The following is a 25,995-nucleotide window of genomic DNA, read 5'->3' as shown; positions in this document are numbered from 1 at the left end:
TAGCAGAAATCAAATAAAAAATCTAAACTATGGCAGACTTATCCACCACTTACATGGGATTAAAGCTACAGTCCCCTATCATTCTCGGAGCAAGTAACCTGGTCACCAAACCCGAAGCAATTGAGCAAATTGAACAAGCGGGTATCGGTGCCATTGTCTACAAATCGTTATTCGAAGAGCAAATTCACCTGGAGTCTATTCAGCTGGATGAAGACTTGCATGAATACGAGGATCGGAACGCCGAGATGACCCGGCTTTTCCCGGATATGGAACATGCCGGCCCCAAAGAACACTTGCTGAATGTAAAATCGCTGAAAGAGAAAGTGAAGGTTCCGGTTATTGCCAGTTTAAACGCCATTTACGAAACAACCTGGGTTGAATATGCCCAAGAGCTCGAACAAACCGGCATTGATGCCCTCGAAATAAACCTGTATGCTACGCCCGGATATTTTGAAATTGAAGGCGAAAAAATTGTTGAAAAGCAGGTTCAAATTGTACAGAGTATAAAAAAAGCGGTTAAAATACCTGTCAGCGTTAAGCTAAGTCCGTTTTATACCAACACTTTAAATTTCATTAAGCAGCTGGATGAAGCGGGAGCCGATGGTTTTGTGCTGTTTAACCGTTTCTTTCAACCCGAAATAGACATCGATAAAGAAGAATTTTTCTATCCCTGGGATCTGACACAGGAGCGCGACTACCAGCTGGCACTTCGCTTTGCCGGCCTACTGTATGGCAATACCGACGCCAGTATCTGCTCAAGCCGCGGGATCTCCACATCCACCGACATCATCAAAATGCTGCTTGCCGGAGCCAACGTGGTTCAAATGGTCTCGGCCTTTTACCGCAATCAACCAGGCTATGCGGCAACACTTATCAGCGAGATCAACCAATGGATGGACAACAAAGGCTATAAAAGCCTGGCTGATTTCCGCGGAAAGCTTTCGCGCAAAAGCCTGAAAGATCCGTTCACCTACCAACGTGCACAATATGTCGACATTTTGATGAAATCGGAAGAAGTGTTTAAAACGCATCCGATGGTTTAACAACTACAATTCAATGTAATCCATAAAGGCTTCTCCCCTCGGGTTGAAGCCCTTTTTATGCTCTAAACAACCGAAACCCGAATCTTGCGGTTCTTCAGCTTAGTGCCGTCAATCAAGCTGATCAGTTGTTTAACCTTGGCTGTATGCACAGCAACGAAAGCACAATCCTGCTTCAGCTCAATCACGCCCAGCTGATCTTTCCCCAGTTGCCCTTGTTTGAAAAATAATCCGACCAGGTCTCCTTTCGATATTTTATCTTTCCTTCCGCCGGAAACCATCAGCGTTGTCCATTTCGAAGCCTCAGGAAGAGGCGCCTCAACAAGATCTTCAAGCTCCGTGTCAGGGATAAATTCAGGAAGGCTTTCGTCGGCCCATTTCAAGATATAAGCCGTACCGTCGCTAAACATACGGGCTGTACGACCATTGCGGTGCGTAAACTCGTGACTGCGGCCCGGCAGTTGGTAGTGAATAATAAACCGGATTTCGGGAACATCGATACCACGAGCAGCCAGGTCGGTTGCCAACAGCAACTGGTGTGTGCCGTTGCGAAATTTAATCAGCGCCCGCTCCCGGTCTGCCTGCTCCATGCCTCCGTGAAAGCAGGCGTGAGCGATCTTCTTTTCGGATAAAAAATTACTGATCCGATCGATGGTTTCCTTGTAGTTACAAAAGATAATTCCCGGTTCGTTGCCCAGATGGCAAAGCGCCTTAAGCAACGTTTCCAGTTTGTCCTTTTCCGGCGAGATGATGGTTTTTATCGCTAACTGCGATTCATGCTCTTTCAAAAAGTCCAACACTTTCGGTTTTCGCAAACCCACAAAAGCAGGTATCGAGGCATACATGGTTGCCGAGGTCAGTACTTTCTTTTTAAGTTCCGGAAGCAGGGCAATAATCTCCTCCATTTCGGCCTCGAAACCAACTTCCAACGATTTGTCGAACTCGTCGAGCACCAGCATTCGAATCGCATCCGTCGAAAAAGTCTCGCGGCGTAAATGATCGGCCAGTCGCCCCGGCGTTCCGATCAATATGGCAGGTGGATGTGCTAAATTCAGCCGATCTTTCGAAAACGACTGACCGCCATATACAGCATTCGTCTTAAACCCGGATCCCATATCCCGGGTAACCTGTTCAATTTGAATGGCCAGCTCGCGCGTTGGCACAATCACCATCGCCTGTACCTCCTCTACTTCCGGCTTGAGCCCGGCAATTAAGGGCAGCATAAAGCCCAGCGTTTTCCCCGAGCCCGTGGGCGACAATAAAACAACTTCTGCATTCGCATGAATTGCCTGCTGCGCCTCTTGCTGCATGGGATTAAGCTCGGCAATATTCAGTTTAGCCAGTATACTTTTCTGATTTTTAATCGACTTTGACATGCCGCAAAGATAACGGAATTTGTTTCTGCGCGATAAAGGCTAAATTTGCAGACTCAGAAAGATTCATTCATGACAGACAAGAAAAAAATTCGCCCAACGGTAAAAACCCAACTGCATCCCCGAAATAAGAACCGCGGACGCTACAATTTCAGCAACTTGAGCGCTGTTTGTCCCGAGCTGAAAGCCTTTGTGCGGCTAAATCCTCATGGCGATGAATCGATCGATTTTGCGAATGCGCAAGCTGTAAAAACGCTAAATCAGGCCATCCTTAAGGCCGATTACGGACTCAACTTTTGGGATATCCCGGCAAACTATCTTTGTCCGCCCATCCCCGGGCGAGCCGATTACATCCACTATCTGGCTGATTTGCTGACCGAAGCCAACAACGGACTGGCACCGACGGGCAACAAAATCAACTGTCTGGATATTGGCGTGGGAGCCAACTGTATTTATCCGGTGATTGGCTGCATGGAATACGGCTGGAACTTTGTGGGTGCCGATATTGACGCGACTGCCCTGCGGTCGGCTGAAAAAATTGTGCAGTTAAACGAAGCTCTATCCCATAAGATCGTCATTCGTCATCAAGCCAATTCGAAAAATATTTTCAAGCAAATCATTTTGCCCGGTGAGCAGTTCGACCTCAGCCTGTGTAATCCTCCCTTTCATGCTTCGGCTGCCCAAGCTGCTGCCGGCACACTTCGGAAAACCCGCAACCTGAGGCAGAAGAGAAATGTAGTCCCCAGCCTGAACTTTGGAGGACAAAGCAACGAACTGTGGTGCGATGGTGGCGAGGAAGCCTTCCTGAAAAGAATGATTTGGCAAAGCAAGGACTATGCACACTCGTGTTTTTGGTTCACCAGCCTGGTGTCGAAAAGTGAACGACTACCGACTATCTACCGCATACTAAAAAAAGTTGACGCCAGCCAGGTAAAAACAAGCACCATGAGGCAAGGGAACAAAGTCAGCCGATTTGTGGCCTGGACATTCCTCTCCGACCACGAACAGAAACAGTGGACAAATCGATGGAAATAAACCAACTGCAACAACAGATCATCAGCACCGTCCCCGGGCACAGGGGCTGTTGGTAATCAAAAAACCAAAGAATGCCCCAATCAATATACTATACAAATTCTCCAGCAGGCTCAGCTTTGCCAGATCACCGGTGATTAATGAAAACACCAGGCTAAACATTGCGCCGGCCAGCATATAAATGAATGTACGCTTCCGGTGCGGAGTCCAGAGCTTTCGCTGGAACCAATTTCCCCGGGGCTTTAGATCGAGTTGCTTAAATTTCATATTAAAAAAGGTGTAGAAATAGATACCTAAAAAAACTCAGGAGCGATTAATAAATTTCCTCAACAACGATTTTCTTTCCGTTAAAAAGTAGCTCATCACCAACGGTCTTCCCGTAAAACGCTTTCCCCAGGGGTGAAGCCAAGGATAAACAAATAAAATTGTCGCTGTCTATTTCAACTTTGCCAACTGCAATCGATAAAAAGTAGTTTCCGGGATTACAGATCAGCAAGCTGCCAAATTCGGCCTGCCTGTTTCGTTTCTCCGGATTTATTTTACCCAGATCGACTTTCAATTGGCGGGTATGAGCCAGTTGCCCTTCGAACTTATCCACCTCCTGCTGAATCATTTCGCGCCCGGTTTCATACTTATCACCGGCGCTGCTTTTGGTGTCGCTGTCGCGCGACTCCTTTGCCGACTGAATCGACTGTTCGAGCGCCGCCACGCGTTGATCCAACAAAGCATCCAGATGGGCAATCAAGCGGGCTTTCATTTTTGCAGTATTCATAAAACCTGATTCAAAAAATTAGATGGACAAAGTAACAGCACTTTGGCCAACTAAATAAATTCAAGATTAACCTTTTTGAAAAATCGTTCTTCCAGGATCTTCACAATTCGCCGGACAACAAATTTGCGCATCTGAATTTCGAAAGGCTGCTCCGGGTCGTGATGGGCACGGTTGATCCGCATGCCCAAAAGAATATGAATAACGTCGTGCTCCAACAGCAACTTAACAACCTCCTCGGGAGGCGAATCTTCCAGACGGGTATTACTGGTATAATTTTCCAGGATTTCTTCGACCTTTCCCAGCGTTAAAATACCTTCGGTAACCATTTCGAAGCCCTCCATTTCGGCTGCCGGCGGAATATTTTCCCAATCGTAATGATGTTGAATAGAGATGTTCAGGTCCATTTCGCGGGCAATAATCTCGGCTGTTGTTCCGCCGCAAATAATCTTTTTGCCCGGAAAGTCCTTCACCATACGTACAAAATCCTGATCTTTAATTTTATAAAACGGAGGGCCTGTGATGAGCATAAACTCACGCGGCTCTCTGAAATTTATGACTCCGCAGCTGGCATCATCCTTCATCTTAAACTGATCGTTCATCTCTACCTGGTTCATGATTTTGCGGGCCAGGCGTGTTGCCGTAATCTCGGGCTGCCGCTCCAGCTGCTTTTGAATAAATTGGGCCAGCTGACCATCGCCCCAGCCCATCGGAAACAGCTTGCTGCCCAAACCGCTTTGAGTAACACCGTCGCTCATGAACACGATACGGTCGCCCCGCAATGGCTTAAACTCGCGCACCCGCAAAATCTTCCCTTTGTTCTCGGCTCCGCGAACCGGAATCTCCAACTCGCGCGGAACGAAAGCTTTACCAAAACGAAATATCTGTGTCGCCGGATTGTCGTAATTGATAATCCGCACCAACTCGTCGTTATCAATTTCGATGATCGTGAAGGTTGCATAGCTTTCCTTTCCCTCGCCGCTACGCGGCAGAACACGCATAAAAATATCGGCTGCTATTTCGGGTTTGGTGTGAAACGAGGTATAATTCATCGCCATCGATGTGGTTAAATTGGCCAAAACATTCGCCCGGATACCATGTCCCAGTCCATCGGATAAGATCAGGATGTAGCGCCCCTCACCACTGATACGCCGCGAATGAAATACATCGCCGCAAACAATTTGGCCAGCTGTCATTTTTTGCTGAAAGTCGACATCGACATGCAACCCGCTCATACTTCATCCTCCTCACCGTAACTGTACGATTCGATAATGGAGTGCAACAGCTCCTCCATAACCGAAGCATTTTCGCCCAATAAAAAGGCGATTTTTTGCACCGTCTCCATATTCTGCTTGTTCACACGCTGGGCCCTGCTGACAATTTCCTCGCGCACCAGTGCCGGCGCCGACATATCGCGAATGAGTGCTCCCACAACCCGATTTTTATAGATGGTGATAACCGACACGTGTAACAGTTTATTCTGATAACGCAGGTCGCGCTCCAGGCTGGCCTCGCCCGAGTTCATCACCGACACAAACATCCGATAAACGGCATCGGGCACCAACTCGCGGAAATTTGCGCCTTTTAGCCCGGGCACCGACTCGTACAAATCGACCACCTCGCCTCCAATAAGGTGTGCAAATCCGGGGTTCGAGTTAATGACATGCCAATCACTGTCGACAATCACGATCCCCGCGCGAATTTTGTGCAACATAGCCAAAGCCATCTCCGAGGCTTCAAGAGCCTCGGTCAGTTCGCGTTCAGCTTTGCGCTGACTACTCAGATCGGTCATCACCGCTAAAATCCCGATAAATTCGTGCTGATCGTTATAGAGCAACGATTTTTCCAGTGCATATTCGGTCCAATGTCCGGTGGCATTCCGCATCCGCAACTCGTAACGCCGGCTCACGCTGTCGGCCAGCACTTCCTGGTCGTAACGCTCCAGCAGGTCAAGTTGCTTGTCATCCACAAAATCAGACAATTTCTGTCCCTGCGTGGCAGGCAATCCGCAATGTACCAGCTCACAAAAAGCCTTATTGGTTAAAAGCAAGTCGCCGTAAGGATTTCGCAGAAACACCGGCATTGGCAGGCGATCGATCAATTGTGTCTGAATACCGGAGAGGTCAGGACCATCGGGCAGAAAAGATTTCTCATCGTAAATCATGAGCCAATTTGTTTTGGATTATCGATTCAGTTTGCTGTTTAAAAAGTACAAAAAATAGTTCAAACAACGAAGCCGGATCAGCACCGGTACCACAAGCGGATTGATCTGTAAAAAAGTCGGTTGCAAGCGCGTTGGATGGAACAACGGGAAAACTCAGCCGGGCATTGCTGCTGCCGCACATTCCGGAGTACAAACCTTCGATTAACGGACAGGCACAGCGCTAAATAAGGCTATTTTAAAATCAATCTAAATTTCGAAAAAACAGGCAGATTAGCTCTAAAAATATCGTTGAATTGGGCCATTTCAGCCATATTTGTAGAAACAATATTGAATTCCGAATTCATGAAGATCTCTGAAGTCAGCAAGTTGTTATGCGCAAAAATGATCTGCGACCATCAATTGCATGCTTTTGACGTTGAAATTGGCTACAGCTCCGATTTAATGAGCGATGTTCTCACCCTGGATACGGACAATCTGCTTTTGATCACCGGCATGTGCAATTTGCAGACCATCCGTACCGCCGAGATGGCCGATGTTCATGCCATTGTTTTTGTGCGCAACAAAAAAGCAAGTACCGAGATGATTGCGCTGGCCAAAGAGCACGGAATTTGTATCATGGAATCGCCATTCACCATGTTTAAAGCGAGTGGACTTCTTTTTAATGCTGGACTAAAACCTGTTTATTAGACGATGGAGCTTAATTTTTCGATTGAAGGAGGAGATTTCACACAGGCAGGCCAGGCATCGAGCCGGGTAAAAAAAGTTTTGAAACAACTGGGCGTCGACCCCAAATGTATCAAGAGCATTGTCATTGCCCTTTATGAAGCCGAGGTGAATGTGGTGGCTCATGCTCACCGCGGGCAAATCCGCATTCAGATTGAAAAGGATAAAATCATCACCATCATCGAAGATGAAGGCCCGGGGATTCCCGATATTGCGCTGGCCATGCAGGAAGGCTTCTCAACGGCCAGCAAAAAGGTCCGCGAAATGGGATTTGGCGCCGGCATGGGACTTCCAAACATTAAAAAGAACACCAACGAATTGCAAATCGACAGCGTTGTGGGAGAAAGTACAACCGTAAAAATGGTTAACTATTTTTAAATGCACAGACTACCCGATACATATCATGCCTTAAAGGTTGACGCACAAAAATGCATTGGCTGCACCCATTGTATGCAGTCGTGCCCAACCGAAGCGATCCGCATCCGCAACGGACTAGCCGTTATCGACAAAAAGCGCTGCGTCGACTGTGGCCAATGCCTACGGGCCTGTCCGGCAAAAGCCATTTTTGTGGAACAAGACGACCTGGATAAAATCAAGTCATTCAAATATCGGGTGGCACTTTTCCCGGCAGTGACCATCGGTCAGTTCCCCGAGAATATCAGCGAAAATCAAATTTACGATGCGCTGCTGAAAATCGGCTTCACACACCTTTACGAGCTTGAACAGCCCATTGGTTTTCTGAAAGATTCGATTAAGGAATACTGCCGCAAAGATAAAAAGGCCCGTCCTCACATATCCACTTTTTGCCCCTCTGTAGTCCGGTTAATCCAGATTCGTTACCCCTCGTTGCTGGACAACCTGATTCCGCGCAAAGCCCCGCACGACCTGGGAGCCCATCTGGCACTGGAGCAACTCCAAAACCAGGGAGCCCAACGCGACGAAATCGGCATATTTTACATTACGCCCTGCATTGCCAAAATCAGCTCGGTGAAAAGTCCACTGGGTGAAAAGGAATCGATTGTGGACGGGGTCATCAATATGAATGTTCTTTATAACAAAGTGCGCAAAAACATTCGGACTACGGATATTCCCGACACCAGCGACCGGCGCGAAACGCTCACCCGCGATGGTATTCTATGGAGCCTCACCCGGGGTGAAGCCCGCCACTTTGGCGAACGCAGCATGGCGATCGACGGCATTCACAACGTGATTCGCTTTTTAGAGCGGCTGGAGAATGAGGAAGTTCCCGACATCGATTTTCTGGAACTGCGGGCCTGCGACCAAAGCTGTGCCGGTGGCAACCTCACTGCGGGCAATCGTTTTCTGACGGTTGAACGGCTGGAGCACCGTGCCAAACGCTACGAGTCATCGAGTAAATTTAAAGACCATCCGATACAACGTTTAGCTCCCAAACTGAAATCGAAACTGATTTCAGACCCGATTGACGCTAAACCGGTTTTTATCTTGGACCGTGACCGGGAAAAAGCCCTTGAAAAGATGAGCAAAATGCAACGTATCATCTGTTTTCTGCCGGGCATCGACTGCGGAGCCTGTGGCGCTCCCAATTGTCAGGCATTGGCCGAGGATATGGTGAACCAGAAAGCAAAAATGTCGGATTGTGTATTCCTGCAACAAACCTGGCAGGAAGAAAATAAAATATCAACCTCCAAAGCCCTGAAAAACATGGAGAAAAAATGGGGCAAAGATCGATTTAAAGCAGATTGTAACAAAAGAGGAAGACGAAATGAAGGTTTCTGAAATTATAGATCAACTAGGACTGAAAGTAATCTCCGGCGAGAAAGGTCTCGACCGGGAAGTGAGCGGAGCTTATGTCTCCGACTTATTAAGTGATGTAATGGGTAACGCCCGCGAAGGACAAATCTGGATTACCCTGCAAGTGCACCAAAACGTGATGGCCATTGCCTCGCTGAAAGATATGGCTGCCGTGATCCTGGTAAAAGGACTGCAAGCCAACGAAAACACCATTCACCACAGCGATGAGGAACAAATTCCGATCCTGTCAAGCTCTCTGTCAACCTACGAAATCACCGGTAAACTGTACGCTTTATTAAATAAACAATGATGCGCAGGTTCAGGGCCGATTTGCATTTGCACAGCGTATTGTCGCCTTGTGCCGACCTTGCAATGAGCCCTGACCAAATACTGGCTTCGGCCAAAGAACGAAAGCTGGACATCATCGCCATCACCGATCACAACAGTACTAAGCAGTGTAATGTGGTTCGCGAAATGGCCGCCAAGCAGCACATCATTGTGCTGAACGGCTGCGAGGTGAATAGCCAGGAAGAGGTCCATGCGCTTTGCCTTTTCGAGGACGACCATACCCGCGATGAATTTCAACAGTTCATCGATCAGTATTTACCGCACATTCCCAACCACCCCAACTATTTTGGCTACCAGCTGGTGGTGAATCGAAATAACATGATCCGGGAAGAAATTCCCTGGTACCTGGGAAACGGGCTGCAAGTGAGCCTGGAGAAGATCGCTGACTATGTGCATCAACTAAACGGCATCTTTATTCCCGCACACATCGACCGCCCCATTAACAGCCTCTTCAGCCAACTGGGCTTTCTACCCAAAGAGCTGAAGATTGACGCACTGCAAATCAGCAAGCATGCCGATGAAATGGCGATCCGCAAAAAGTTCGACATTCATCCAGATATCACGCTAATAAAAGCCTCCGACGCTCACTACCCCGAAGATATTGGCACCGCCTGCTCGGTTTTTGAGCTGATAAATCCTACCTTCGAAGAAATACGCTGGGCTTTACATCAGCAACATGGTCGATCGGTAAAAATTGAAGCATGATAGAATTAGCGCTCCATATCCTCGATATTGCCCAAAACTCCATCCGGGCTAAAGCCCGACTGGTTCAAATACTCATCAGCGAGAACCCGGACAAGGATTATTATCGGATCGTCGTCAAAGACAACGGTAGCGGAATGGATGCCCAAACATTGGCAAAGGTTACCGATCCGTTCTACACATCGCGGACAAGCCGTAAAGTTGGCCTGGGCATCCCCATGTTGAAGCAAAATGCTGAACAATGCGGAGGCTCGCTGCAAATTAAATCCACCCCCGGAATTGGCACCACATTAACGGCCACCTTTGGCTATCATCACATCGACCGTCCCCCATTAGGTGATATCATCGGAACAATCATGATCCTGTTGAACAACGAGGAGGGAACAGACCTGCTATACCGCCATCAAACCCTGCAGGGCGAATTCAATTTCGACTCGCGTGAAATAAAACGGATACTGGAAGGAACACCCTTGGTGACCAAAGAAATAAGGAACTTTTTAAAGTCGATGATTGAAGAAAATTTAGACCAAATACAGATTACAAAAGAATGATTTTTAACAGGTGTAACCCAACATAGAAGACCGAACTTTAAAAGTAAAAATTGAAAAACCATAATAACTAAATCAAAATCACGATGACAAAAATCAAATCGCTGGCCGACCTGCGCAAACTCAAAGACGAGGTGCAGTCGAAAATCAAACTTCGGGAGAAAGGAGATCATCCCGAAAACCTGATCCACATCAAAGTATCCATGGCCACCTGCGGCATCGCATCGGGAGCCAAGGAAACCATGAACTACCTGATTGAAGAACTCGATCACCAGGGAATCGATGCCATCGTCACCCAAACCGGTTGCATGGGATACTGCTATGCCGAGCCAACCATCGAAGTGAGCATCCCCGGCAAGGAACCCGTTATCTACGGACACGTCAACAAAGACAAAGCGCTCGAAATCATCGAAAAGCACCTCAAACTGAACGAGCTGGTTGACGGCATTATCCCGACCAACTACAAAACCATCGAAGACTAACTAACCCAAACAAAATGGCAGAATTTAATACGCATATACTGGTCTGCGGAGGAACCGGCTGTAAAGCTTCCCAAAGCGACCTGCTAAAAGCAAATTTGAAAAACCGACTGGCTGATCACGGACTGCAAAACGAAGTGCAGGTCCTGCAAACCGGTTGTTTTGGTTTTTGCGAGAAAGGACCGATTGTCAAAATTCAGCCCGACAATACTTTTTACGTTTCTGTTGAGCCGAAGGACGCCATCGAAATTGTTGACGAGCATATTTTGAAAGGCCGCAAGGTGGAGCATTTGTTGTTTAAAGATCCGAAAAACGACAAACGGGTGGACGACAGTAAACAGATGGACTTTTACAAAAAACAAGTTCGTATTGCACTGCGCAACTGCGGTTTTATCAATCCCGAAAATATCGACGAGTACATCGGTAACGACGGCTACGCTGCGCTGGGTACCTGCCTCGAAAATTACAAACCGACCGAAGTAATCGACCTCATCAAAAAGTCGGGCTTGCGCGGTCGTGGCGGTGGCGGTTTTCCCACAGGCTTGAAATGGGAAATCACCAACAAAGTTGAAGCCGACCAAAAATATGTGGTTTGCAATGCCGACGAAGGCGACCCGGGAGCCTTCATGGATCGTTCAATCCTGGAAGGCGACCCGCATTCGGTGATCGAAGCCATGGCCATTTGCGGCTACTGCATCGGCGCATCAAAAGGCTTGGTTTATATTCGTGCTGAATACCCACTCGCCATCAAACGTTTGAAAGTTGCCTTGGAACAAGCTGCGGAATATGGTCTGCTCGGCAAGAACATTCTGGGTTCCGACTTCAATTTCGAAATTGAAATCCGCTACGGAGCCGGAGCTTTTGTTTGTGGTGAAGAGACCGCCTTGATCCACTCCATGGAAGGTCTGCGCGGCGAACCGACTTTTAAACCGCCATTCCCGTCAGAATCGGGGTACATGGGCAAGCCAACCAACGTGAACAACGTGGAAACCTTTGCCAACATTCCGCCAATCATCAACAAAGGAGCTGACTGGTTCGCCAGCATTGGCACCGAAAAATCAAAAGGCACTAAAGTGTTTGCCCTCGCCGGCAAAATCAACAATGTCGGCCTCATCGAAGTGCCAATGGGAATCACCCTCCGCGAAGTCATTTACGACATTGGCGGTGGCATTAAAGACGGCAAAGAATTTAAGGCTGTGCAAACCGGCGGCCCCTCGGGTGGCTGCCTCACCAAAGATTTCCTCGACACTCCAATCGATTACGACAACCTGCTGGCGGCCGGATCGATGATGGGATCGGGTGGTATGATTGTGATGGACGAAGACGACTGCATGGTGTCGATCGCGAAATTCTACCTCGAATTTACCCTCGACGAATCCTGCGGGAAATGTACGCCTTGCCGCATCGGCAACAAACGCCTGTATGAAATTCTGGATAAAATCAGCCAGGGGAAAGGCACCAATGAGGACTTAGACAAACTCAGATTGCTGAGCCAGGTGATCAAAGACTCCAGCTTATGCGGCTTGGGCCAAACCTCGCCCAACCCGGTACTGTCAACCCTCGACCATTTTATGGACGAATATGTTGCTCACGTCGATCATCACAAATGTCCGGCTGGTCAGTGCAAAGCGCTGCTGAGCTACCACATCGACGAAGAAAAATGTACCGGCTGTACGCTGTGCTTCCGCAACTGTCCGGTTGGCGCCATTTCAGGCGAAAAACGCGGTCCACATTACATCGACCAGTCACTTTGTATTAAGTGCGGCATCTGTTTGGAGAAATGTAAGTTTGACGCGGTGAAGATCGCATAACGAAGAGGATTGAACATGGAAAAAATCACCTTAAATATCGACCATAAAAACATCGAAGTTCCCAGGGGAACGACGATTTTGGAAGCAGCTGCACAAGTGGGCATCGACATTCCGACGCTTTGCCACATGAAGCTGCACGACATGAATATTGAAAACAAGCCCGGTGGATGCCGTGTTTGCGTGGTGGAAGTAAAAGGCCGCCGCAACCTGGCGCCGGCATGCTGTACAGAAGTAGCTCCCGGAATGGAAATCAGCACCCACTCGATGCGTGCCGTGAATGCCCGCCGCACGATTCTGGAGCTGATCTTATCGGATCACCCGGCCGACTGCCTGGTTTGTGCCAAATCGGGCAATTGCGAGTTGCAGGACATGGCTCACCAAATGGGCATCCGCGAAATTCATTACCAGGGAGCACAAACCCACTACCGCGAGGACACTTCGCCTGCGATCATCCGCGAAATGGACAAATGCATCCGCTGCAAACGCTGCGAAACCATGTGCAACGAGGTTCAAACTGTGGGCGTTTTATCAACCATCAATCGCGGCTTCGAAGCCGTCGTTTCACCGGCTTTCGAGATGAACCTCGACCACTCGGTGTGTACCTATTGCGGCCAGTGTGTGGCGGTGTGTCCAACCGGCGCATTAACCGAAGTTGACGAAACAGGCGCTGTAATCCGGGCATTGTCTGATCCTTCCAAAACAGTGATCGTTCAAACTGCTCCCGCCGTGCGTGCTGCTTTGGGTGAAGAATTTGAACTGGAAGCCGGAACACTAGTTACCGGGAAAATGGTATCGGCCCTGCGTCGCCTTGGGTTCGACTATGTGTTCGACACCGACTTCGCTGCCGACCTCACCATCATGGAGGAAGGAACCGAATTGCTGAGCCGTTTGGGCAAATACCTGGCTGGCGACAAAGAGGTGAAGATGCCGATCCTGACATCGTGCTGCCCGGCTTGGGTGAAGTTTTTCGAACACCAATTTCCGGAGTTGAAAGACATTCCATCGACAGCCCGCTCGCCGCAGCAAATGTTTGGCGCCATTGCCAAAACTTATTTTGCCGACAAAATCGGGGTGAAACGCGAAGATTTGGTTGTGGTGTCCATCATGCCCTGCGTTGCCAAAAAATATGAAAGCAGCCGCGACGAATTTGCCGCAAATGGAAATCCTGACGTAGACTATGCCCTGACAACCCGCGAGTTGGCATCATTGATCAACCTATCGAACATCGATTTCAAATCGTTACCGGAGGAAGATTTCGATCAGCCGCTGGGCGAATCAACCGGAGCCGGTGTGATCTTCGGAACAACCGGGGGTGTGATTGAAGCAGCTGTTCGGACAGCTTATGAAATCCAAACCGGCAAAACATTGCCTCGTCTCGATTTCCACGAATTGCGCGGAATGGAAGGTCTACGAAAAGCAACAATCGATTTCGACGGTACTCCGATCAACATTGGCATTGCCCACGGATTGGGGAACGCCCGGAAATTGCTGGAAGAAATCAAAGCCGGGAAAAGCGAGTTCCATGCTATTGAGATCATGTCGTGCCCCGGCGGATGCATTGGCGGCGGTGGCCAGCCATATCACCACGGCGATGTGGAGATTCTGAAAAAACGCCAAAAAGCGATCTACTCCGAAGACAAGAACAAAACACTTCGGAAGTCTCACGAAAACCCGCACATCAAAAAGCTTTATGAAGAATTCCTGGGAGCACCGATGAGCGAAAAAGCCCATCACCTGCTGCATACCGGCTATTTCGACCGGAGCTAGTCGCCGGAAAAGTCAATCGTTGTCATTGATTGTCATTCAATAGTCATTTAGTTGTCATTAATAGTCAATAATTGTCACGCTTAGCTACCTTAACATGAAACTGGAAGATTTACAGGTTTACCAAATATCGATGGAGTTGGCTGATGAAGTTCACGCCCTTGTTATGCAATGGGACAACTTTTACAGGTTTTCGACCGGGCAACAGCTTCTGGAGGCCGCCGATTCAATATCGGCCAATATCAGCGAGGGTTTCGGACGGTTTTACTACAAAGACCATAAGAACTTCCTCTATTTTTCAAGAGGTTCGCTGTTTGAAACCAAAACATGGCTGACCAAAGCCGATCGGCGGAAATTGATCGATGAAGAAACATTCCAAACACTCATGAAATCTTACGATACTTTGGGAATCAAACTAAACAATTACATCAATTCAATTGGCCCCAAAGGCAATTGAGAAGCAAAACAACGAATGACAAATGACCTAATGACAATTAATGACTTCAGATAAAAGCATCATTTCAACTTAAACGAAACATCATGACCAAAATAAAATTAGCAGAAAAAACCATCGAACTGATCAAATCGGTTTGTACTCAGTTTGGCAACAAGGAATCGGAATTGATCAATGTGCTGCACCAGATTCAGAGCAAACTGGGCTATCTGCCTGCCGAAGTGCAGGAAGTGATTGCCGCCGAGCTGAACATGTCGGTAGCCAAAGTGTACGGCGTCGTCACGTTCTATTCGTTCTTCACCATGCTTCCGCAAGGCGAGCACCCGATCTCAATATGCATGGGAACAGCCTGCTATGTTCGTGGCGGCGAAAAAGTACTGCACGAGTTTAAACGCCACCTGGGCATCGAAGTTGGGCAAACCACCGCCGACGGCAAATTCTCGCTCAGCTGCCTGCGATGCGTAGGCGCCTGCGGTCTGGCCCCAGTCGTTCTGGTTGGCGAAAAAGTGTACGGACGCGTATCGCCTCAACAGGTAAGCAAAATTATTGCTGAATACCAGGAAGGCTGCGTGAATGTGCAAACAGCGTAGGCAGTGCAGCAGTGGCTACAAATATCTCGCAGCGCTACTGCTTTAAACGATTGGGCTTCATGTCTCACCACAAACAACAAGGTGCAACGCACCAATCAAATTTGTAGCATTATAGAACAATATCAAAACAACAATGTGCAGCGCACCGGTCATATTTATAGCTCACAGATAACATCCTAAATGATCACAACATGGCTAATACATACACACAAGCCTATTTTCATCTGGTGTTTTCGCCCAAAAACAGGAACGCCCTGATTGGCAAAACCTGGGCTGCTGACCTGGAAAAATACATTACCGGCATCATTCAAAACAACAATCATAAATTACTGGCAATTGGCTCCATGCCCGACCATATTCATATTTTCATTGGATATAACTTAAACCAACTCATACCCGATTTGGTAGAAAGCATTAAAACTTCGAGTAACGCATGGATAAAGTACAACAGCTTGTCGAAATATAAATTTGAATGGCAAAAAGGTTACGGGGCATTTACACATTCGCATTCACAAATAGACACGGTCGTGAACTACGTGCTAAATCAAGATAAACACCACCAGAAAAAATCGTTCAGAGAGGAATATCTTGAAATCCTGCATAAAAACAATATCGAATTTAACGACAACTACTTGTTTGATTTTTTTGATGATTAACGGTGCGCCGCACCTTCACCCATACGCCGAACTACAGGCTACAAATATCTCGCAGCGCTGCTGCTTTAAACGATTGGGGTTCATGTCTCCCCCCGCTGCCGCCGATTTGTAACCAATAGCTTACCCAGCACGGTAAACTTTTACTCTTTCACAGCAAGGCACGGCGCACAGACCCGCAGCACCAGGGGCAGTGAAGCCAACAGGATGCCGGAGGCATCGCATGTTTATAGAAAAAAATCGAATCTGATGACTCGCATACGACTCCGACCGGAGTCGAATCCCTCATTGCCAATCAAAAGGCTATAAACATTCAAATCCGCCGGATTTGTTCCAGACCAATCGCATTGCGAGCAACTCGGCCATGTAACTCTTCTGATTTTCCGACACTAAAGCGTTATATTTGTTTCGGTTCGAGCCCGTTGGACGAGAACCTCCCGAAAAGGCAGTAGTTTCTGACTATTGCCTTTTTAATTAATTTGATACAATACCAGAACAACGAGGTGTAGCGCACCGCCCATATTTATACCCCCGCGGAGGGTTTACCCAAATGCCCGGTATCTTTCATCCAAACGCTCCGTATCTTTTACCAAAATGCTGCGTGTCTTTTACCCAAAAGATACGGAGCGTTTTAAATTTCCTCTATAATCTTTTTTTAAAAGCTAAGTATCTTTTTAAAAAAGACTATTGAGCTTTTCCGGTACAGCTAATTTCCCTCTTCGCTGGCGCCCGTTTGTAATCGGCGAGGACCTAGGAATCCGATCTTTCGAAAAGATCGAATCCCTAGGTATATACGAAGTCATGTATTATATTGCATCGCACAATCTATCCAATGCTGTCTTCGATTAATTCGCTTCGGCTTCCGAAACTGCCCCGCGCCAACAAGGGAGGCCTTGAAACGCAAAAAAAGGCCATCCCCGGAGGAACAGCCCTTTTCGAACCCTAAAATTAAATTTTCTATTTTTTCAGCATGATGTTGAGCACCATCTTATCGACTTCACTCATGCCTTCGGAACCAATGTCGCTCAAATTGTTAATGGTTTTATCGACGTCCTCGTCGGCAATTCCTTCCAGCGAACTCACCACTTTATTATCCATCGCCATCATCGCAGAGAAGGTGGCCGATGACACCGAGCTCGACACTTTCAGCGCACAGCTGGGTTTGGCGCCGTCGCACAACATACCGGCAATGTTGCCGATCATGTTTTTTACCGCATAAGCTACCTGATCGCGGTTGCCGCCCATCAGGTGCGTGATTCCGCAAGCTGCGCCTATGCCGGCCACGGTTACACCACACAAGGCCGACAGACGCCCCAACCGGCGTTTGATGTAAATGACCATCAGGTGGCTCAAGGCCAGCGCCCGCACCAGATCGTCTTCCGGCTTGTTCATCTCCTCGGCAAATACCACCACCGGAAGCGTGCAGGTAATGCCCTGGTTGCCGCTGCCCGAGTTGCTCATCACCGGAACCATTGCACCGGCCATACGCACATCGCAGGCCGAGGCTGTGACTGCCACCAAACGGTTATAAATACTGCTGCCCATTACGTGGCGGAAGGACTCATTTTCGATCACGCGGGCTACCGAATGACCGAAGGTTCCCTTCTTCGATTCTTCGGCGGCCAACTTATTCAAACGCGCGGCCTCCAGCATAAAATGCAGGTCGTCGAGTGGCGTTTCCATCGCGAAGTCGTAAATCTTGTTGAAATTCAACCGGACATCATTGCTTTCAACCTGGCTGAAATTGCCATTGGTAAATTCGTCGTGCAGCACTTCACCATTGGCCTCCACATAAACAATGTTGTTATGGCTTCCGCATATAATGGCTTTCGAGCTGTTGTGCTTGCCGTAGCAGCGTGCTTCGATGTACAATTTGTCGGGCGCATCTTCTTTTAACTCCACCGAGGTCCGTTTGTCATCGACCAATTGTTTGGCTTCGGCCAGCGCGTCGGGGTTCATATCCTTGAGCACTTCCAAGCCGTATTCCGACTTGCCGACCACCATGCCCAGAGCAATGGCGATTGGCAGCCCGATCATTCCGGTGCCGGGAATACCCACGCCCATGGAGTTTTTCAGGATATTACGGCTCAAAAACAATTCGGAGCGCAGGGGCTTTTCGCCCAGCACTTCTTTGGCCCGGGCAACCGTCAGGGCAACAGCAACGGGCTCGGTACAGCCAATTGCAGGCACTACTTCTTTTTTAATCAATGCTAAAATCGCATCAATATCTTCTCTGTTCATTTCCGGTATTTTGATATCTAATCATTCAACAATCGCATAGGTCGGCGAAATGTGGGATTATTACAGATTCGGGCGACCTTTTTCACGAAGTTTGCAAGCAGGAGATTATCGCCATCGAAAACAATGATTTTTAACAGCACGATCGTCCTAAATACGGGGCGATTTCGATTTTTTATTCAACCCAACTCTTCCTGCAACAGGTCGCGGATTTCCATGAAATTGCGCTCCAGCACGAGCATATTGTCGATGAAGAAATTGTAGATGTCGGGCCACTGGTTTTGGCGGTGAATATCGAAGCCATCGTTCATCACATAAATACGGCAAACCTCTTCGCCCCGCTCGCGGGTGTAGCAAAGTTCCCATTCCAGCCCGTTTTCAAAGTCCTCTTCCAGAATCACTTTGTACTTCTCCAGCAGCTCAAAAATCTGAAGCCGGCGGTCCTCACTTTTCGCGTTCACCTCAATCATCACCCAGGCTTCAAACCGGTCGATGTCGAACTTCAGATCCAGTCCACCGATCTTGGTATCATACAAAATCCACTTCTTTTTACGGTGCTGCAGTTCGGGAACAATTTCGCAACGTTTGGCAAAAGTGATCCAGAAATCTTTCCGCAGTTTTTTGGCTTCTTCTCTCGAATACATCTGTTGAAATTGGTCTGCAAAAATAGAGCAATCGTCGCAACTATAAAAATAGTGAGCAGCTTTTCGTTGGCTGAACAAAAGCGTGTAAATTTTGTCTATGGAGTTGAATCAAATCATCTGACCGATAAACCATGTGGAAACAGCTAGCTGCCCTTCTTGTTATTTCATCCATTGCCTGGCATATTCTGGCCGAAGCAGCTGTTTATATTTCGTTTAAAATTAATCAGGATTATATTGAAACCTATTTGTGCATAAACCGAGACAAGCCGGAGTCGGACTGCCACGGTTGCTGCCAGTTGAAGAAAGAGCTGGAAAAACAGCAGGAAACAAAATCGGAAATGCCGGATATACAACTGAAAAAAATTGAAATTCAGTATTTCCAGTCAAGTTCCGATAGCTCAAAACTATTTCCGACCGTTTGGGAAGACCACCCCCAACCGTATCCATACGCACACGCATCGACACCACTCAAAGCCATTTTTCATCCTCCCCGAATAGCACTTCTTTAATGTCGTTTTAAACGAAAGGGAATAAATCCAATCCCCAATATTTACCAAAGAAGTATCAAAAATGAAGAATTTACATTCGCCTTTTCAGCGGAAAGGGCAGAAATATGTGCTGCTCACAAGCCTGTTACTTTTACTGTTCACTTGGGCTGGCCGGGCGCAAACATCATCGTTCCGCCTGATTGATCGGGACAGCGGAGTGGCCATTCAGAATGCCGGGTTTCATTACGGTCAACAAAGCGGTAATTCGGCTGAAAACGGAATTATTACAATCGCGCCGGATCTGAAAAGTACACTAATAATCAGCCACCTGCAGTATGGCAAGCAGGAAGTCAGTGCAGCCAAAGTAGCACAAGCCATAAAAGCTGGCTATCTCGCCATCGAAACGCAAACGCATTTGCTGCAACCGGTTGTTTACCTGCAAGTACATCAATCGGCCGGTGAAAAGGCGAGCAAAGATTTCAGATCGGCAGATATCCTGGAACACGACGCCGGGCACTTGCTCGACCAATTTATGGGGATTGCCAGCATTCGCAAAAGCGGCGCTTACGGATTTGATCCGGTCATCCGCGGCTTCAAATACGACCAGGTCAATCTGGTAATCGACGGCGTGCAAGGCGCAACGGCCGGCTGCCCGAACCGAATGGATCCATCGTCGAGCCAGGTGCCCATGAACATGATTAACCAGGCCGAAGTGGTGAAAGGCCCTTACAGCCTGCGCTACGGCAATGCGTTCGGCGGAACTGTCAATTTTAAAAGTGCTGGTTTCGCGTTTACCGACAAAAGCCAGCTCGGCGCGCGCCTCAGCAGCAGTTACGAAACCAACGGGGCTGTTTCGCGCAACGAAGGGTTGGTGAACTTCAGCAACCGGCTTGCCAACCTGAAACTGTTTGGCTCCTACGCCACCGGCGACGACTACGAAGATGGAGACGGCTTAACCGTTCCGGCGAACTTCAACCGAAGAAATGTCGGTGGAAAGTTGGGGTTCAAACCAAGTGACAGCCAGCAAATCAACGCGATGATAGCCAATAACCACGCAAAAGATGTCGATTTCCCGACACTACCAATGGATCTTCGAAAGGACGACACCTGGCTTTTCAACCTAGGACATCAAGCTCAATTTTCAAATCATTCGCTGACTAATTGGGAGACCCGACTTTATGCCACCAAGGTGCACCACGTGATGGACAACTACGATAAAGTCATGAATCCTCGCATGGTAGATGCCATTACAGTTGCCCAAACGCGCAATTTTGGCGGCAGAACAGAGCTCCAATTCAATTTCGCACAATCGTTCCTGTATGCAGGTGCCGATCTACGGGTTGAAAAAGCCGAGGGCGAACGCCAGCGGGCAATGCTCATGGGGCCAATGAGCGGAAAAACAATGTTCGATAATGTTTGGCAGGATGCCCAAATCAGCAAAAGCGGCATTTTTGCCGAATACCATCTTCCGGGCAATCGTTACCAACTGGTATTTTCAGGTCGTTTGGAAATAAACCACGCCAAAGCGAACAAGCCGGATTCGAACTTCGCGGATCTGTATGATGGTGATCTGAAATCGGATTTGCTGAACCCCGCATTCAGCCTGGGAGGCACCCGGCAAATTACGAATCATTTTTCGACGGGGCTTTGGTTTGGATTGGCCCAACGCAGCCCCGGACTGGCCGAGCGTTACATCAACTATTTCCCGATCGGCGTTGATCCGTACGAGCTGGTTGGCAACCCGAATCTGAAGGCTGAAACAAATAAGCAAATCGACCTGGTTTTATCGTGGAAATCGGAGGAAACCAACATCAACCTGAACGCCTTTTCGGCTTTCATCGGCAATTATATTTCGTCTGAAATTCGCGAAGATTTGAGCCCCCGCATGGCTTCTGCACCCGGCGTTCGACAGTACATCAACATCGATCAGGCCCAGCACAGTGGTTTTGAATTGAGTTGGAAACAGCGGTTTGGCCTGCACTTGCAACAGCAAGCGGAGCTAGCCTACACCTACGGCAAAAACAAAGACAGAGGAGAAGCACTGCCTGAGATTCCGCCGATGGAATTCCGATACCGCCTGACGGGAACTTTTATTCAGCAAAAATTGCAGGCCGAAATCAGCTACCGGCATTCCTTCAAACAAGACCGGATTGCGGAGAGCTACGGAGAAAACGAAACACCGGCTTTCGATGTGTTTGACCTGAAAGCCAGCTACCGGATTGCACCGGCCATCAGCTTCCGAACCGGCGTGAACAACCTGCTGGACGAAGCTTACTACGAGCATTTGAGCCGGAATATGAACGGTTCCACCCGTCCGCTGTATTCCCCGGGACGAAGTTTCTATTTCGCCCTGGCATTTAACTTCCTGTAATCAGATTGAGGGTTTCACTTAAAGTGAAGCCCTCAATTGCAGTGAAGCCCTCAATCACGAAAACTAAAAAAGCCGCTGTCCTTTCGGAAAGCGGCTTTCAAATTTATGGTGTATTCAGAATTACTTCTTGTATACTTTTTTGTATCCGTAGATGGCAGCAGCACCCAATTCTTCTTCGATACGAAGTAATTGGTTGTATTTAGCCATACGGTCAGAACGGCTCAATGAACCAGTTTTGATTTGACCTGAGTTTGTAGCTACGGCGATGTCAGCGATCGTTGAATCTTCAGTTTCACCTGAACGGTGAGAAGTTACTGAAGTGTAACCAGCGCGGTGAGCCATTTCAATAGCGTCCAACGTTTCAGTCAACGTACCAATTTGGTTAACTTTGATCAGGATTGAGTTAGCAGCACCCAATTCGATACCTTTTTTCAGGTATTCAACGTTAGTTACGAACAAGTCGTCACCAACCAATTGGCATTTGTCACCCAATTTCGCGTTCAAAGCAACCCATCCGTCCCAGTCGCCTTCGTCCATACCGTCTTCGATTGAATCGATCGGGAATTTTTCCACCAATTCAGCCAGGTAAGCAGCTTGCTCTTCAGAAGTACGTTTTGCTCCGTTAGCACCTTCGAATTTGCTGTAGTCATAAACTCCGTCAGTGAAGAATTCAGAAGCAGCACAGTCCAAAGCGATAGAAACATCACCACCATCTTCTTTGCGACCTGGTTTGTACCCAGCGTTTTTGATTGCTTCGATGATTGAGTTCAAAGCATCTTCAGTTCCGTCCAACGCAGGAGCGAAACCACCTTCGTCGCCTACTGCAGTACTCAAACCGCGTTTGCTCAATACTTTTTTCAAGCTGTGGAATACTTCAGCACCCATACGCAGACCTTCACGGAATGAAGGAGCACCGATAGGACGAATCATGAATTCCTGGAATGCAATAGGAGCATCAGAGTGAGAACCACCGTTGATGATGTTCATCATCGGAACAGGCAATGTTTTGGCATTCACACCACCGATGTAACGATATAAAGGTACATCCAAAGCATCAGCAGCAGCTTTAGCAGCAGCCAACGATACACCCAACATGGCGTTAGCACCCAATTTAGATTTTGTTTTAGTTCCATCCAGAGCCAACAAAGCGGCATCCAAAGCAACTTGGTTCGAGGCGTCCATACCAATGATTTCTTTGGCAATCACTGTATTTACGTTCTCAACAGCTTTCAAAACACCTTTACCCAGGTAACGACCTTTGTCGCCGTCACGCAATTCCAGTGCTTCGTTTTCACCTGTTGATGCACCTGATGGTACAGCAGCTAAACCTTTAGCGCCACATTCCAAAGTGATTTCCACTTCTACAGTTGGATTTCCGCGAGAATCAAGGATTTCTCTACCAACAACGTTACTAATTAACATGATTTATGGTTTTGAATTAAACTTAATATATAACCTTCTAAGACTGATTAAAGTCAGCTTTTTAAAAAGCCGCAACAAATATAGTAAATCCCTAAAACTTTAACGGAAAGCCCTCCAATGAATAACTTAAATTTAACCCCAATGAAGAAGTGCAGTCAGGCTTAAAAATTACTGAACTGATTATACTTTGCGCCACGTTTATAGAGCAAAACATCAACATCTTGAAGAGTAACCAACGCACCTTTCTGCGACTCGTCAATCAACTCTTTTGCCCGGATAAAAAAACGATTAATTTTTTCCTCCTCATCAACAAACTCGATCAATACGGGGATTTGGTGGGTTGGAAACACGACATTGGCTCCATGTATTGAATGACTGGCTCCAAAAGACATAATTCCCTGATAGACGGTTGCCCCTCCCAAACCGGCCTCCCGGCCCTCACGAACAATTTCTTCGTACAACAACCGATTTCCTAAACGATCTGACGTAGAAATATAGATTTTCAATAGCTTAATTTTACCTTCCATGACCTTGCAGTTTATTTGTTTTGAATAGCTCTCTCCATCTGTTTACTGCGTTTAAGCTTAGCAGGTTTAAGCTTTGAAAGCTTATTTCTGAAGAACAAGCATGTTCACGTGAAAAAAATGTTGCCCCCAGTAAAAACAACTAATCCGGGTGCCTGTGTCCCGGTCGGAACAAAACGATAAAATGAGCTCGACCAAACGCATATCGAAGGATTCACTATTTTTAAGGCAACAAAAGAAAAAAACTATGAGTTATCGCTTCCTAATCGCAGTTTGCCTGTTAATAATTAGTAGCCGGGCAACGACGAGCGCACAAGCACAAAGCAACTTGCAAACAGAGCTCACCCAATGGCAACAACAAGATTTAATGCAACATAGTACCGTTGGCTTTTATGCCATTGATGCCGAAACCGGAAAAGTTCTGGCCCAATCGAATCCACAGTTAAGTATCACACCTGCCTCAACCCAAAAACTGATCACCACCAGTACAGCCCTGGAACTGCTGGGTGCCGGCTATCGCTTCAAAACAACCCTGACTTATTCAGGAAAGCTTGAAAACGACACCTTGTTTGGCGACATCGTTCTTATTGCCGGTGGCGATCCGGCCTTGGGCTCGAAATATTTCAAGGATTATACCCCCTACCAGAACTTCGTTGCCAAGTGGGCCGAGGCAATCAGCAACCTAAACATCAAAGCGGTTACCGGCAACATTTTCATCGATCTTTCAACCTACGACGATCAAAGCATTCCAAACACCTGGATCTGGGAAGATATGGGCAATTATTACGGTGCCGGTGTCTTTGCATTAAGCGCCTACGACAATACTTATGAGATTCATTTTAGCTCGCCCGCCCGGGCCAACGAGCAAACTAAAATTGAATACACAAGCCCGGTACTTCCAAAAGTTGATTTCGATAATCAGGTAATCTCGTCGGATGACAACTGGGACAATGCTTATGTTTTTGGAAGCCCGCTCGACAGCCGTCGGGTTCTTCGCGGATCGATCCCCAAGAACCGACGCGATTTTAAAGTGAAGGCCTCAATCCCCAATCCTCCGATGTTGGTTGGTGAGCAATTAATGCTGGAACTAGCCCTGTCTGAAATCCAATTTAATGGAAGAATTTTAACCGGCACCTACGATTTTAAGGTAAAACCGGACACCATCAGCACCATTGAATCGCCACGACTCGCTAAAATTATCGATGTGACAAACCACGAAAGCGTGAACCTGTTTGCCGAGCACTGTCTGAAGCAAATTGCTTACGAAACCACCGGTAAGGGAACAACAAAAGCTGGATTGGAGGCAGTAAGCGAATTTTGGGAAAGTAAGGGGATGGACACGAAATCGCTATTTCTGGAAGATGGCAGCGGCCTGTCGCGATTTAATGCTTTGACGCCTCAACAGATGGTGTTTGTCTTGAATTACATGAAGCATTCGAGCATCAACAGCGAAGCCTTTTACAATAGCTTACCAACGCCCCCCAACGGCACCTTGTGGTATCTCAACGAAGCAAACTTTCCACAAAACAGCCTGTATGTAAAAAGCGGAAGCATGACCCGAGTTCGTAGCTTTGCCGGCCAACTAACAACTAAAGAAGGTAAAAACATTTTGTTCTGCATCATTCTCAACAACTTTGATTGCAGCCAAATGCAAGCTGTAAAAGCAATTGAAAAGCTTTTGGTAAAAATGAGAGCTTGGAATTATTGAGCGAAGACATTGGAATAACTCTCCCTCAAAGGCACACGCGGATTTTCAAATATCCTGTTGTCCTGGCTATCGAAAGTTATCGGAGTGTCACCCTCGATAGCATCAAAACCTCTTGATGGTTCAGCGCTCTGGCTAGTTGACCTTCTCCAAAAGGCACAAAAAAAAGAGGAACACTTTTCTGCATTCCTCTTTGGGTGGGCGGTGAGGGAGTCGAACCCCCGAACTCTCCCGATGTTAAATCGGGATGCTCTAAACCAACTGAGCTAACCGCGGATCATTCCCAAAAGTTGTGGAGCTTCATTTTTTAGGCATAAATTTTAGAGATTCGATACAGGAAGAAAGCGGTATCATTTACCCCTCTCAAACACGCCCTGAAA

At 47.6% G+C, this 25,995-nt stretch carries 26 protein-coding genes and 1 tRNA gene; 17 read left to right on the top strand and 10 right to left on the bottom strand.

Annotated features, from left to right (window positions below; all coding sequences use genetic code 11):
- The first annotated feature begins 29 nt into the window (after window positions 1-29).
- The gene (locus tag C8N47_RS13565) at window positions 30-1,043 is read left to right on the top strand and encodes a dihydroorotate dehydrogenase-like protein (RefSeq protein ID WP_107823119.1); all 1,014 of its coding nucleotides are present in this window, start codon (window positions 30-32) and stop codon (window positions 1,041-1,043) included.
- Window positions 1,044-1,105: 62 nt separating this feature from the next.
- Here the strand turns inward: C8N47_RS13565 and C8N47_RS13560 are convergent, their stop codons facing one another.
- Window positions 1,106-2,416: a DEAD/DEAH box helicase gene (locus C8N47_RS13560; RefSeq protein WP_107823118.1), complete on the bottom strand. Its 1,311-nt coding sequence runs from the start codon at window positions 2,414-2,416 to the stop codon at window positions 1,106-1,108.
- A gap of 69 nt (window positions 2,417-2,485) precedes the next feature.
- Here C8N47_RS13560 and rlmF point away from each other — a divergent pair, with 69 nt between their 5' ends.
- On the top strand, window positions 2,486-3,448 hold the full coding sequence (gene rlmF / locus C8N47_RS13555; RefSeq protein ID WP_107823117.1) for a 23S rRNA (adenine(1618)-N(6))-methyltransferase RlmF: 963 nt from the start codon (window positions 2,486-2,488) through the stop codon (window positions 3,446-3,448).
- 21 nt (window positions 3,449-3,469) lie between these two features.
- On the opposite strand, the gene C8N47_RS13550 is transcribed toward rlmF, so the two are convergent.
- Genes C8N47_RS13550 through C8N47_RS13535 form a run of 4 tightly spaced genes read right to left on the bottom strand, consistent with a single transcriptional unit; the run spans window position 3,470 to window position 6,378 of the window.
- Complete coding sequence (locus C8N47_RS13550; RefSeq protein ID WP_107823116.1) at window positions 3,470-3,712, bottom strand: hypothetical protein; 243 nt, start codon at window positions 3,710-3,712, stop codon at window positions 3,470-3,472.
- A 46-nt stretch (window positions 3,713-3,758) separates the two neighbouring features.
- Complete coding sequence (locus C8N47_RS13545; protein WP_107823115.1) at window positions 3,759-4,217, bottom strand: 3-oxoacyl-ACP synthase; 459 nt, start codon at window positions 4,215-4,217, stop codon at window positions 3,759-3,761.
- Window positions 4,218-4,267: 50 nt separating this feature from the next.
- Window positions 4,268-5,410 carry a SpoIIE family protein phosphatase gene (locus C8N47_RS13540; protein ID WP_170111398.1) on the bottom strand — a complete coding sequence of 381 codons (1,143 nt, stop codon included), beginning with the start codon at window positions 5,408-5,410 and terminating at the stop codon, window positions 4,268-4,270.
- A gap of 35 nt (window positions 5,411-5,445) precedes the next feature.
- Window positions 5,446-6,378 carry a PAS domain-containing protein gene (locus C8N47_RS13535; RefSeq protein ID WP_107823113.1) on the bottom strand — a complete coding sequence of 311 codons (933 nt, stop codon included), beginning with the start codon at window positions 6,376-6,378 and terminating at the stop codon, window positions 5,446-5,448.
- Between the two features lie 342 nt (window positions 6,379-6,720).
- Between C8N47_RS13535 and C8N47_RS13525 the strand changes: the two genes are divergently transcribed.
- The 12 genes from C8N47_RS13525 (at window position 6,721) to tnpA (ending at window position 16,226) form a co-directional block, all read left to right on the top strand.
- Window positions 6,721-7,065, top strand: coding sequence for a hypothetical protein (locus C8N47_RS13525; protein WP_107823111.1), 345 nt, complete (start codon window positions 6,721-6,723; stop codon window positions 7,063-7,065).
- Window positions 7,066-7,068: 3 nt separating this feature from the next.
- Entirely contained in the window at window positions 7,069-7,479 is a 411-nt protein-coding gene (locus C8N47_RS13520; protein ID WP_107823110.1) for an ATP-binding protein, read from the top strand.
- Window positions 7,480-8,859: a [Fe-Fe] hydrogenase large subunit C-terminal domain-containing protein gene (locus tag C8N47_RS13515; protein ID WP_107823109.1), complete on the top strand. Its 1,380-nt coding sequence runs from the start codon at window positions 7,480-7,482 to the stop codon at window positions 8,857-8,859.
- A complete protein-coding gene (locus tag C8N47_RS13510; protein ID WP_107823108.1) occupies window positions 8,846-9,184 on the top strand; it encodes a DRTGG domain-containing protein in 339 nt (112 codons plus the stop codon). Before C8N47_RS13515 ends, C8N47_RS13510 begins: the two co-directional genes overlap by 14 nt.
- Window positions 9,184-9,927: a PHP domain-containing protein gene (locus C8N47_RS13505; RefSeq protein WP_170111397.1), complete on the top strand. Its 744-nt coding sequence runs from the start codon at window positions 9,184-9,186 to the stop codon at window positions 9,925-9,927. Before C8N47_RS13510 ends, C8N47_RS13505 begins: the two co-directional genes overlap by 1 nt.
- Window positions 9,924-10,475 carry an ATP-binding protein gene (locus tag C8N47_RS13500; RefSeq protein WP_107823106.1) on the top strand — a complete coding sequence of 184 codons (552 nt, stop codon included), beginning with the start codon at window positions 9,924-9,926 and terminating at the stop codon, window positions 10,473-10,475. Before C8N47_RS13505 ends, C8N47_RS13500 begins: the two co-directional genes overlap by 4 nt.
- Before the next feature lie 83 nt (window positions 10,476-10,558).
- Window positions 10,559-10,954: a (2Fe-2S) ferredoxin domain-containing protein gene (locus tag C8N47_RS13495; protein ID WP_107823105.1), complete on the top strand. Its 396-nt coding sequence runs from the start codon at window positions 10,559-10,561 to the stop codon at window positions 10,952-10,954.
- Between the two features lie 14 nt (window positions 10,955-10,968).
- Window positions 10,969-12,762 (top strand): NADH-quinone oxidoreductase subunit NuoF, encoded by a 1,794-nt coding sequence (locus C8N47_RS13490; RefSeq protein WP_107823104.1) that lies wholly within the window; start codon window positions 10,969-10,971, stop codon window positions 12,760-12,762.
- Between the two features lie 15 nt (window positions 12,763-12,777).
- Window positions 12,778-14,529: an NADH-dependent [FeFe] hydrogenase, group A6 gene (locus C8N47_RS13485; protein WP_107823103.1), complete on the top strand. Its 1,752-nt coding sequence runs from the start codon at window positions 12,778-12,780 to the stop codon at window positions 14,527-14,529.
- A gap of 94 nt (window positions 14,530-14,623) precedes the next feature.
- Entirely contained in the window at window positions 14,624-14,983 is a 360-nt protein-coding gene (locus C8N47_RS13480) for a four helix bundle protein (protein WP_107823102.1), read from the top strand.
- A gap of 83 nt (window positions 14,984-15,066) precedes the next feature.
- Window positions 15,067-15,570, top strand: a complete 504-nt coding sequence (nuoE, locus tag C8N47_RS13475; RefSeq protein WP_107823101.1) for an NADH-quinone oxidoreductase subunit NuoE — start codon at window positions 15,067-15,069, stop codon at window positions 15,568-15,570.
- A gap of 191 nt (window positions 15,571-15,761) precedes the next feature.
- Window positions 15,762-16,226 (top strand): IS200/IS605 family transposase, encoded by a 465-nt coding sequence (gene tnpA, locus C8N47_RS13470; protein WP_107823100.1) that lies wholly within the window; start codon window positions 15,762-15,764, stop codon window positions 16,224-16,226.
- 954 nt (window positions 16,227-17,180) lie between these two features.
- On the opposite strand, the gene C8N47_RS13465 is transcribed toward tnpA, so the two are convergent.
- Window positions 17,181-18,464 (bottom strand): L-cysteine desulfidase family protein, encoded by a 1,284-nt coding sequence (locus C8N47_RS13465; protein ID WP_107823099.1) that lies wholly within the window; start codon window positions 18,462-18,464, stop codon window positions 17,181-17,183.
- 176 nt (window positions 18,465-18,640) lie between these two features.
- Window positions 18,641-19,105: a DUF4268 domain-containing protein gene (locus C8N47_RS13460; protein ID WP_107823098.1), complete on the bottom strand. Its 465-nt coding sequence runs from the start codon at window positions 19,103-19,105 to the stop codon at window positions 18,641-18,643.
- Window positions 19,106-19,236: 131 nt separating this feature from the next.
- On the opposite strand from C8N47_RS13460, the gene C8N47_RS13455 reads away from it, so the two are divergent.
- Both C8N47_RS13455 and C8N47_RS13450 read left to right on the top strand, forming a co-directional pair.
- The gene (locus tag C8N47_RS13455; protein WP_107823097.1) at window positions 19,237-19,614 is read left to right on the top strand and encodes a hypothetical protein; all 378 of its coding nucleotides are present in this window, start codon (window positions 19,237-19,239) and stop codon (window positions 19,612-19,614) included.
- Window positions 19,615-19,675: 61 nt separating this feature from the next.
- Window positions 19,676-21,964, top strand: a complete 2,289-nt coding sequence (locus C8N47_RS13450; RefSeq protein WP_107823096.1) for a TonB-dependent receptor domain-containing protein — start codon at window positions 19,676-19,678, stop codon at window positions 21,962-21,964.
- A gap of 120 nt (window positions 21,965-22,084) precedes the next feature.
- Here C8N47_RS13450 and eno read toward each other — a convergent pair whose 3' ends face one another.
- Together eno and C8N47_RS13440 are read right to left on the bottom strand one after the other, a co-directional pair.
- Complete coding sequence (eno, locus tag C8N47_RS13445) at window positions 22,085-23,386, bottom strand: phosphopyruvate hydratase (protein ID WP_107823095.1); 1,302 nt, start codon at window positions 23,384-23,386, stop codon at window positions 22,085-22,087.
- Window positions 23,387-23,547: 161 nt separating this feature from the next.
- Window positions 23,548-23,913 (bottom strand): DUF190 domain-containing protein, encoded by a 366-nt coding sequence (locus C8N47_RS13440; RefSeq protein ID WP_107823094.1) that lies wholly within the window; start codon window positions 23,911-23,913, stop codon window positions 23,548-23,550.
- Between the two features lie 244 nt (window positions 23,914-24,157).
- Here C8N47_RS13440 and dacB point away from each other — a divergent pair, with 244 nt between their 5' ends.
- A complete protein-coding gene (gene dacB / locus C8N47_RS13435; protein WP_170111396.1) occupies window positions 24,158-25,618 on the top strand; it encodes a D-alanyl-D-alanine carboxypeptidase/D-alanyl-D-alanine endopeptidase in 1,461 nt (486 codons plus the stop codon).
- Between the two features lie 195 nt (window positions 25,619-25,813).
- Here dacB and C8N47_RS18780 read toward each other — a convergent pair.
- Window positions 25,814-25,889 (bottom strand) — tRNA-Leu (locus tag C8N47_RS18780).
- Window positions 25,890-25,995 lie beyond the last annotated feature (106 nt).

Source organism: Mangrovibacterium marinum (genome assembly GCF_003046625.1).
Lineage (GTDB): Bacteria > Bacteroidota > Bacteroidia > Bacteroidales > Prolixibacteraceae > Mangrovibacterium > Mangrovibacterium marinum.
The sequence above is the reverse complement of the archived record's forward strand: the minus strand, read 5'-3'. Positions and strand labels throughout refer to the sequence as shown.

Excerpts from the sequence above, each read along its gene's own strand:
- C8N47_RS13565 (WP_107823119.1), top strand. The coding sequence starts at position 30 with ATGGCAGACTTATCCACCACTTACATGGGATTAAAGCTACAGTCCCCT.
- C8N47_RS13560 (WP_107823118.1), bottom strand. The coding sequence starts at position 2,416 with ATGTCAAAGTCGATTAAAAATCAGAAAAGTATACTGGCTAAACTGAAT.
- rlmF (WP_107823117.1), top strand. The coding sequence starts at position 2,486 with ATGACAGACAAGAAAAAAATTCGCCCAACGGTAAAAACCCAACTGCAT.
- C8N47_RS13550 (WP_107823116.1), bottom strand. The coding sequence starts at position 3,712 with ATGAAATTTAAGCAACTCGATCTAAAGCCCCGGGGAAATTGGTTCCAG.
- C8N47_RS13545 (WP_107823115.1), bottom strand. The coding sequence starts at position 4,217 with ATGAATACTGCAAAAATGAAAGCCCGCTTGATTGCCCATCTGGATGCT.
- C8N47_RS13540 (WP_170111398.1), bottom strand. The coding sequence starts at position 5,410 with ATGACAGCTGGCCAAATTGTTTGCGGCGATGTATTTCATTCGCGGCGT.
- C8N47_RS13535 (WP_107823113.1), bottom strand. The coding sequence starts at position 6,378 with ATGATTTACGATGAGAAATCTTTTCTGCCCGATGGTCCTGACCTCTCC.
- C8N47_RS13525 (WP_107823111.1), top strand. The coding sequence starts at position 6,721 with ATGAAGATCTCTGAAGTCAGCAAGTTGTTATGCGCAAAAATGATCTGC.
- C8N47_RS13520 (WP_107823110.1), top strand. The coding sequence starts at position 7,069 with ATGGAGCTTAATTTTTCGATTGAAGGAGGAGATTTCACACAGGCAGGC.
- C8N47_RS13515 (WP_107823109.1), top strand. The coding sequence starts at position 7,480 with ATGCACAGACTACCCGATACATATCATGCCTTAAAGGTTGACGCACAA.
- C8N47_RS13510 (WP_107823108.1), top strand. The coding sequence starts at position 8,846 with ATGAAGGTTTCTGAAATTATAGATCAACTAGGACTGAAAGTAATCTCC.
- C8N47_RS13505 (WP_170111397.1), top strand. The coding sequence starts at position 9,184 with ATGCGCAGGTTCAGGGCCGATTTGCATTTGCACAGCGTATTGTCGCCT.
- C8N47_RS13500 (WP_107823106.1), top strand. The coding sequence starts at position 9,924 with ATGATAGAATTAGCGCTCCATATCCTCGATATTGCCCAAAACTCCATC.
- C8N47_RS13495 (WP_107823105.1), top strand. The coding sequence starts at position 10,559 with ATGACAAAAATCAAATCGCTGGCCGACCTGCGCAAACTCAAAGACGAG.
- C8N47_RS13490 (WP_107823104.1), top strand. The coding sequence starts at position 10,969 with ATGGCAGAATTTAATACGCATATACTGGTCTGCGGAGGAACCGGCTGT.
- C8N47_RS13485 (WP_107823103.1), top strand. The coding sequence starts at position 12,778 with ATGGAAAAAATCACCTTAAATATCGACCATAAAAACATCGAAGTTCCC.
- C8N47_RS13480 (WP_107823102.1), top strand. The coding sequence starts at position 14,624 with ATGAAACTGGAAGATTTACAGGTTTACCAAATATCGATGGAGTTGGCT.
- nuoE (WP_107823101.1), top strand. The coding sequence starts at position 15,067 with ATGACCAAAATAAAATTAGCAGAAAAAACCATCGAACTGATCAAATCG.
- tnpA (WP_107823100.1), top strand. The coding sequence starts at position 15,762 with ATGGCTAATACATACACACAAGCCTATTTTCATCTGGTGTTTTCGCCC.
- C8N47_RS13465 (WP_107823099.1), bottom strand. The coding sequence starts at position 18,464 with ATGAACAGAGAAGATATTGATGCGATTTTAGCATTGATTAAAAAAGAA.
- C8N47_RS13460 (WP_107823098.1), bottom strand. The coding sequence starts at position 19,105 with ATGTATTCGAGAGAAGAAGCCAAAAAACTGCGGAAAGATTTCTGGATC.
- C8N47_RS13455 (WP_107823097.1), top strand. The coding sequence starts at position 19,237 with ATGTGGAAACAGCTAGCTGCCCTTCTTGTTATTTCATCCATTGCCTGG.
- C8N47_RS13450 (WP_107823096.1), top strand. The coding sequence starts at position 19,676 with ATGAAGAATTTACATTCGCCTTTTCAGCGGAAAGGGCAGAAATATGTG.
- eno (WP_107823095.1), bottom strand. The coding sequence starts at position 23,386 with ATGTTAATTAGTAACGTTGTTGGTAGAGAAATCCTTGATTCTCGCGGA.
- C8N47_RS13440 (WP_107823094.1), bottom strand. The coding sequence starts at position 23,913 with ATGGAAGGTAAAATTAAGCTATTGAAAATCTATATTTCTACGTCAGAT.
- dacB (WP_170111396.1), top strand. The coding sequence starts at position 24,158 with ATGAGTTATCGCTTCCTAATCGCAGTTTGCCTGTTAATAATTAGTAGC.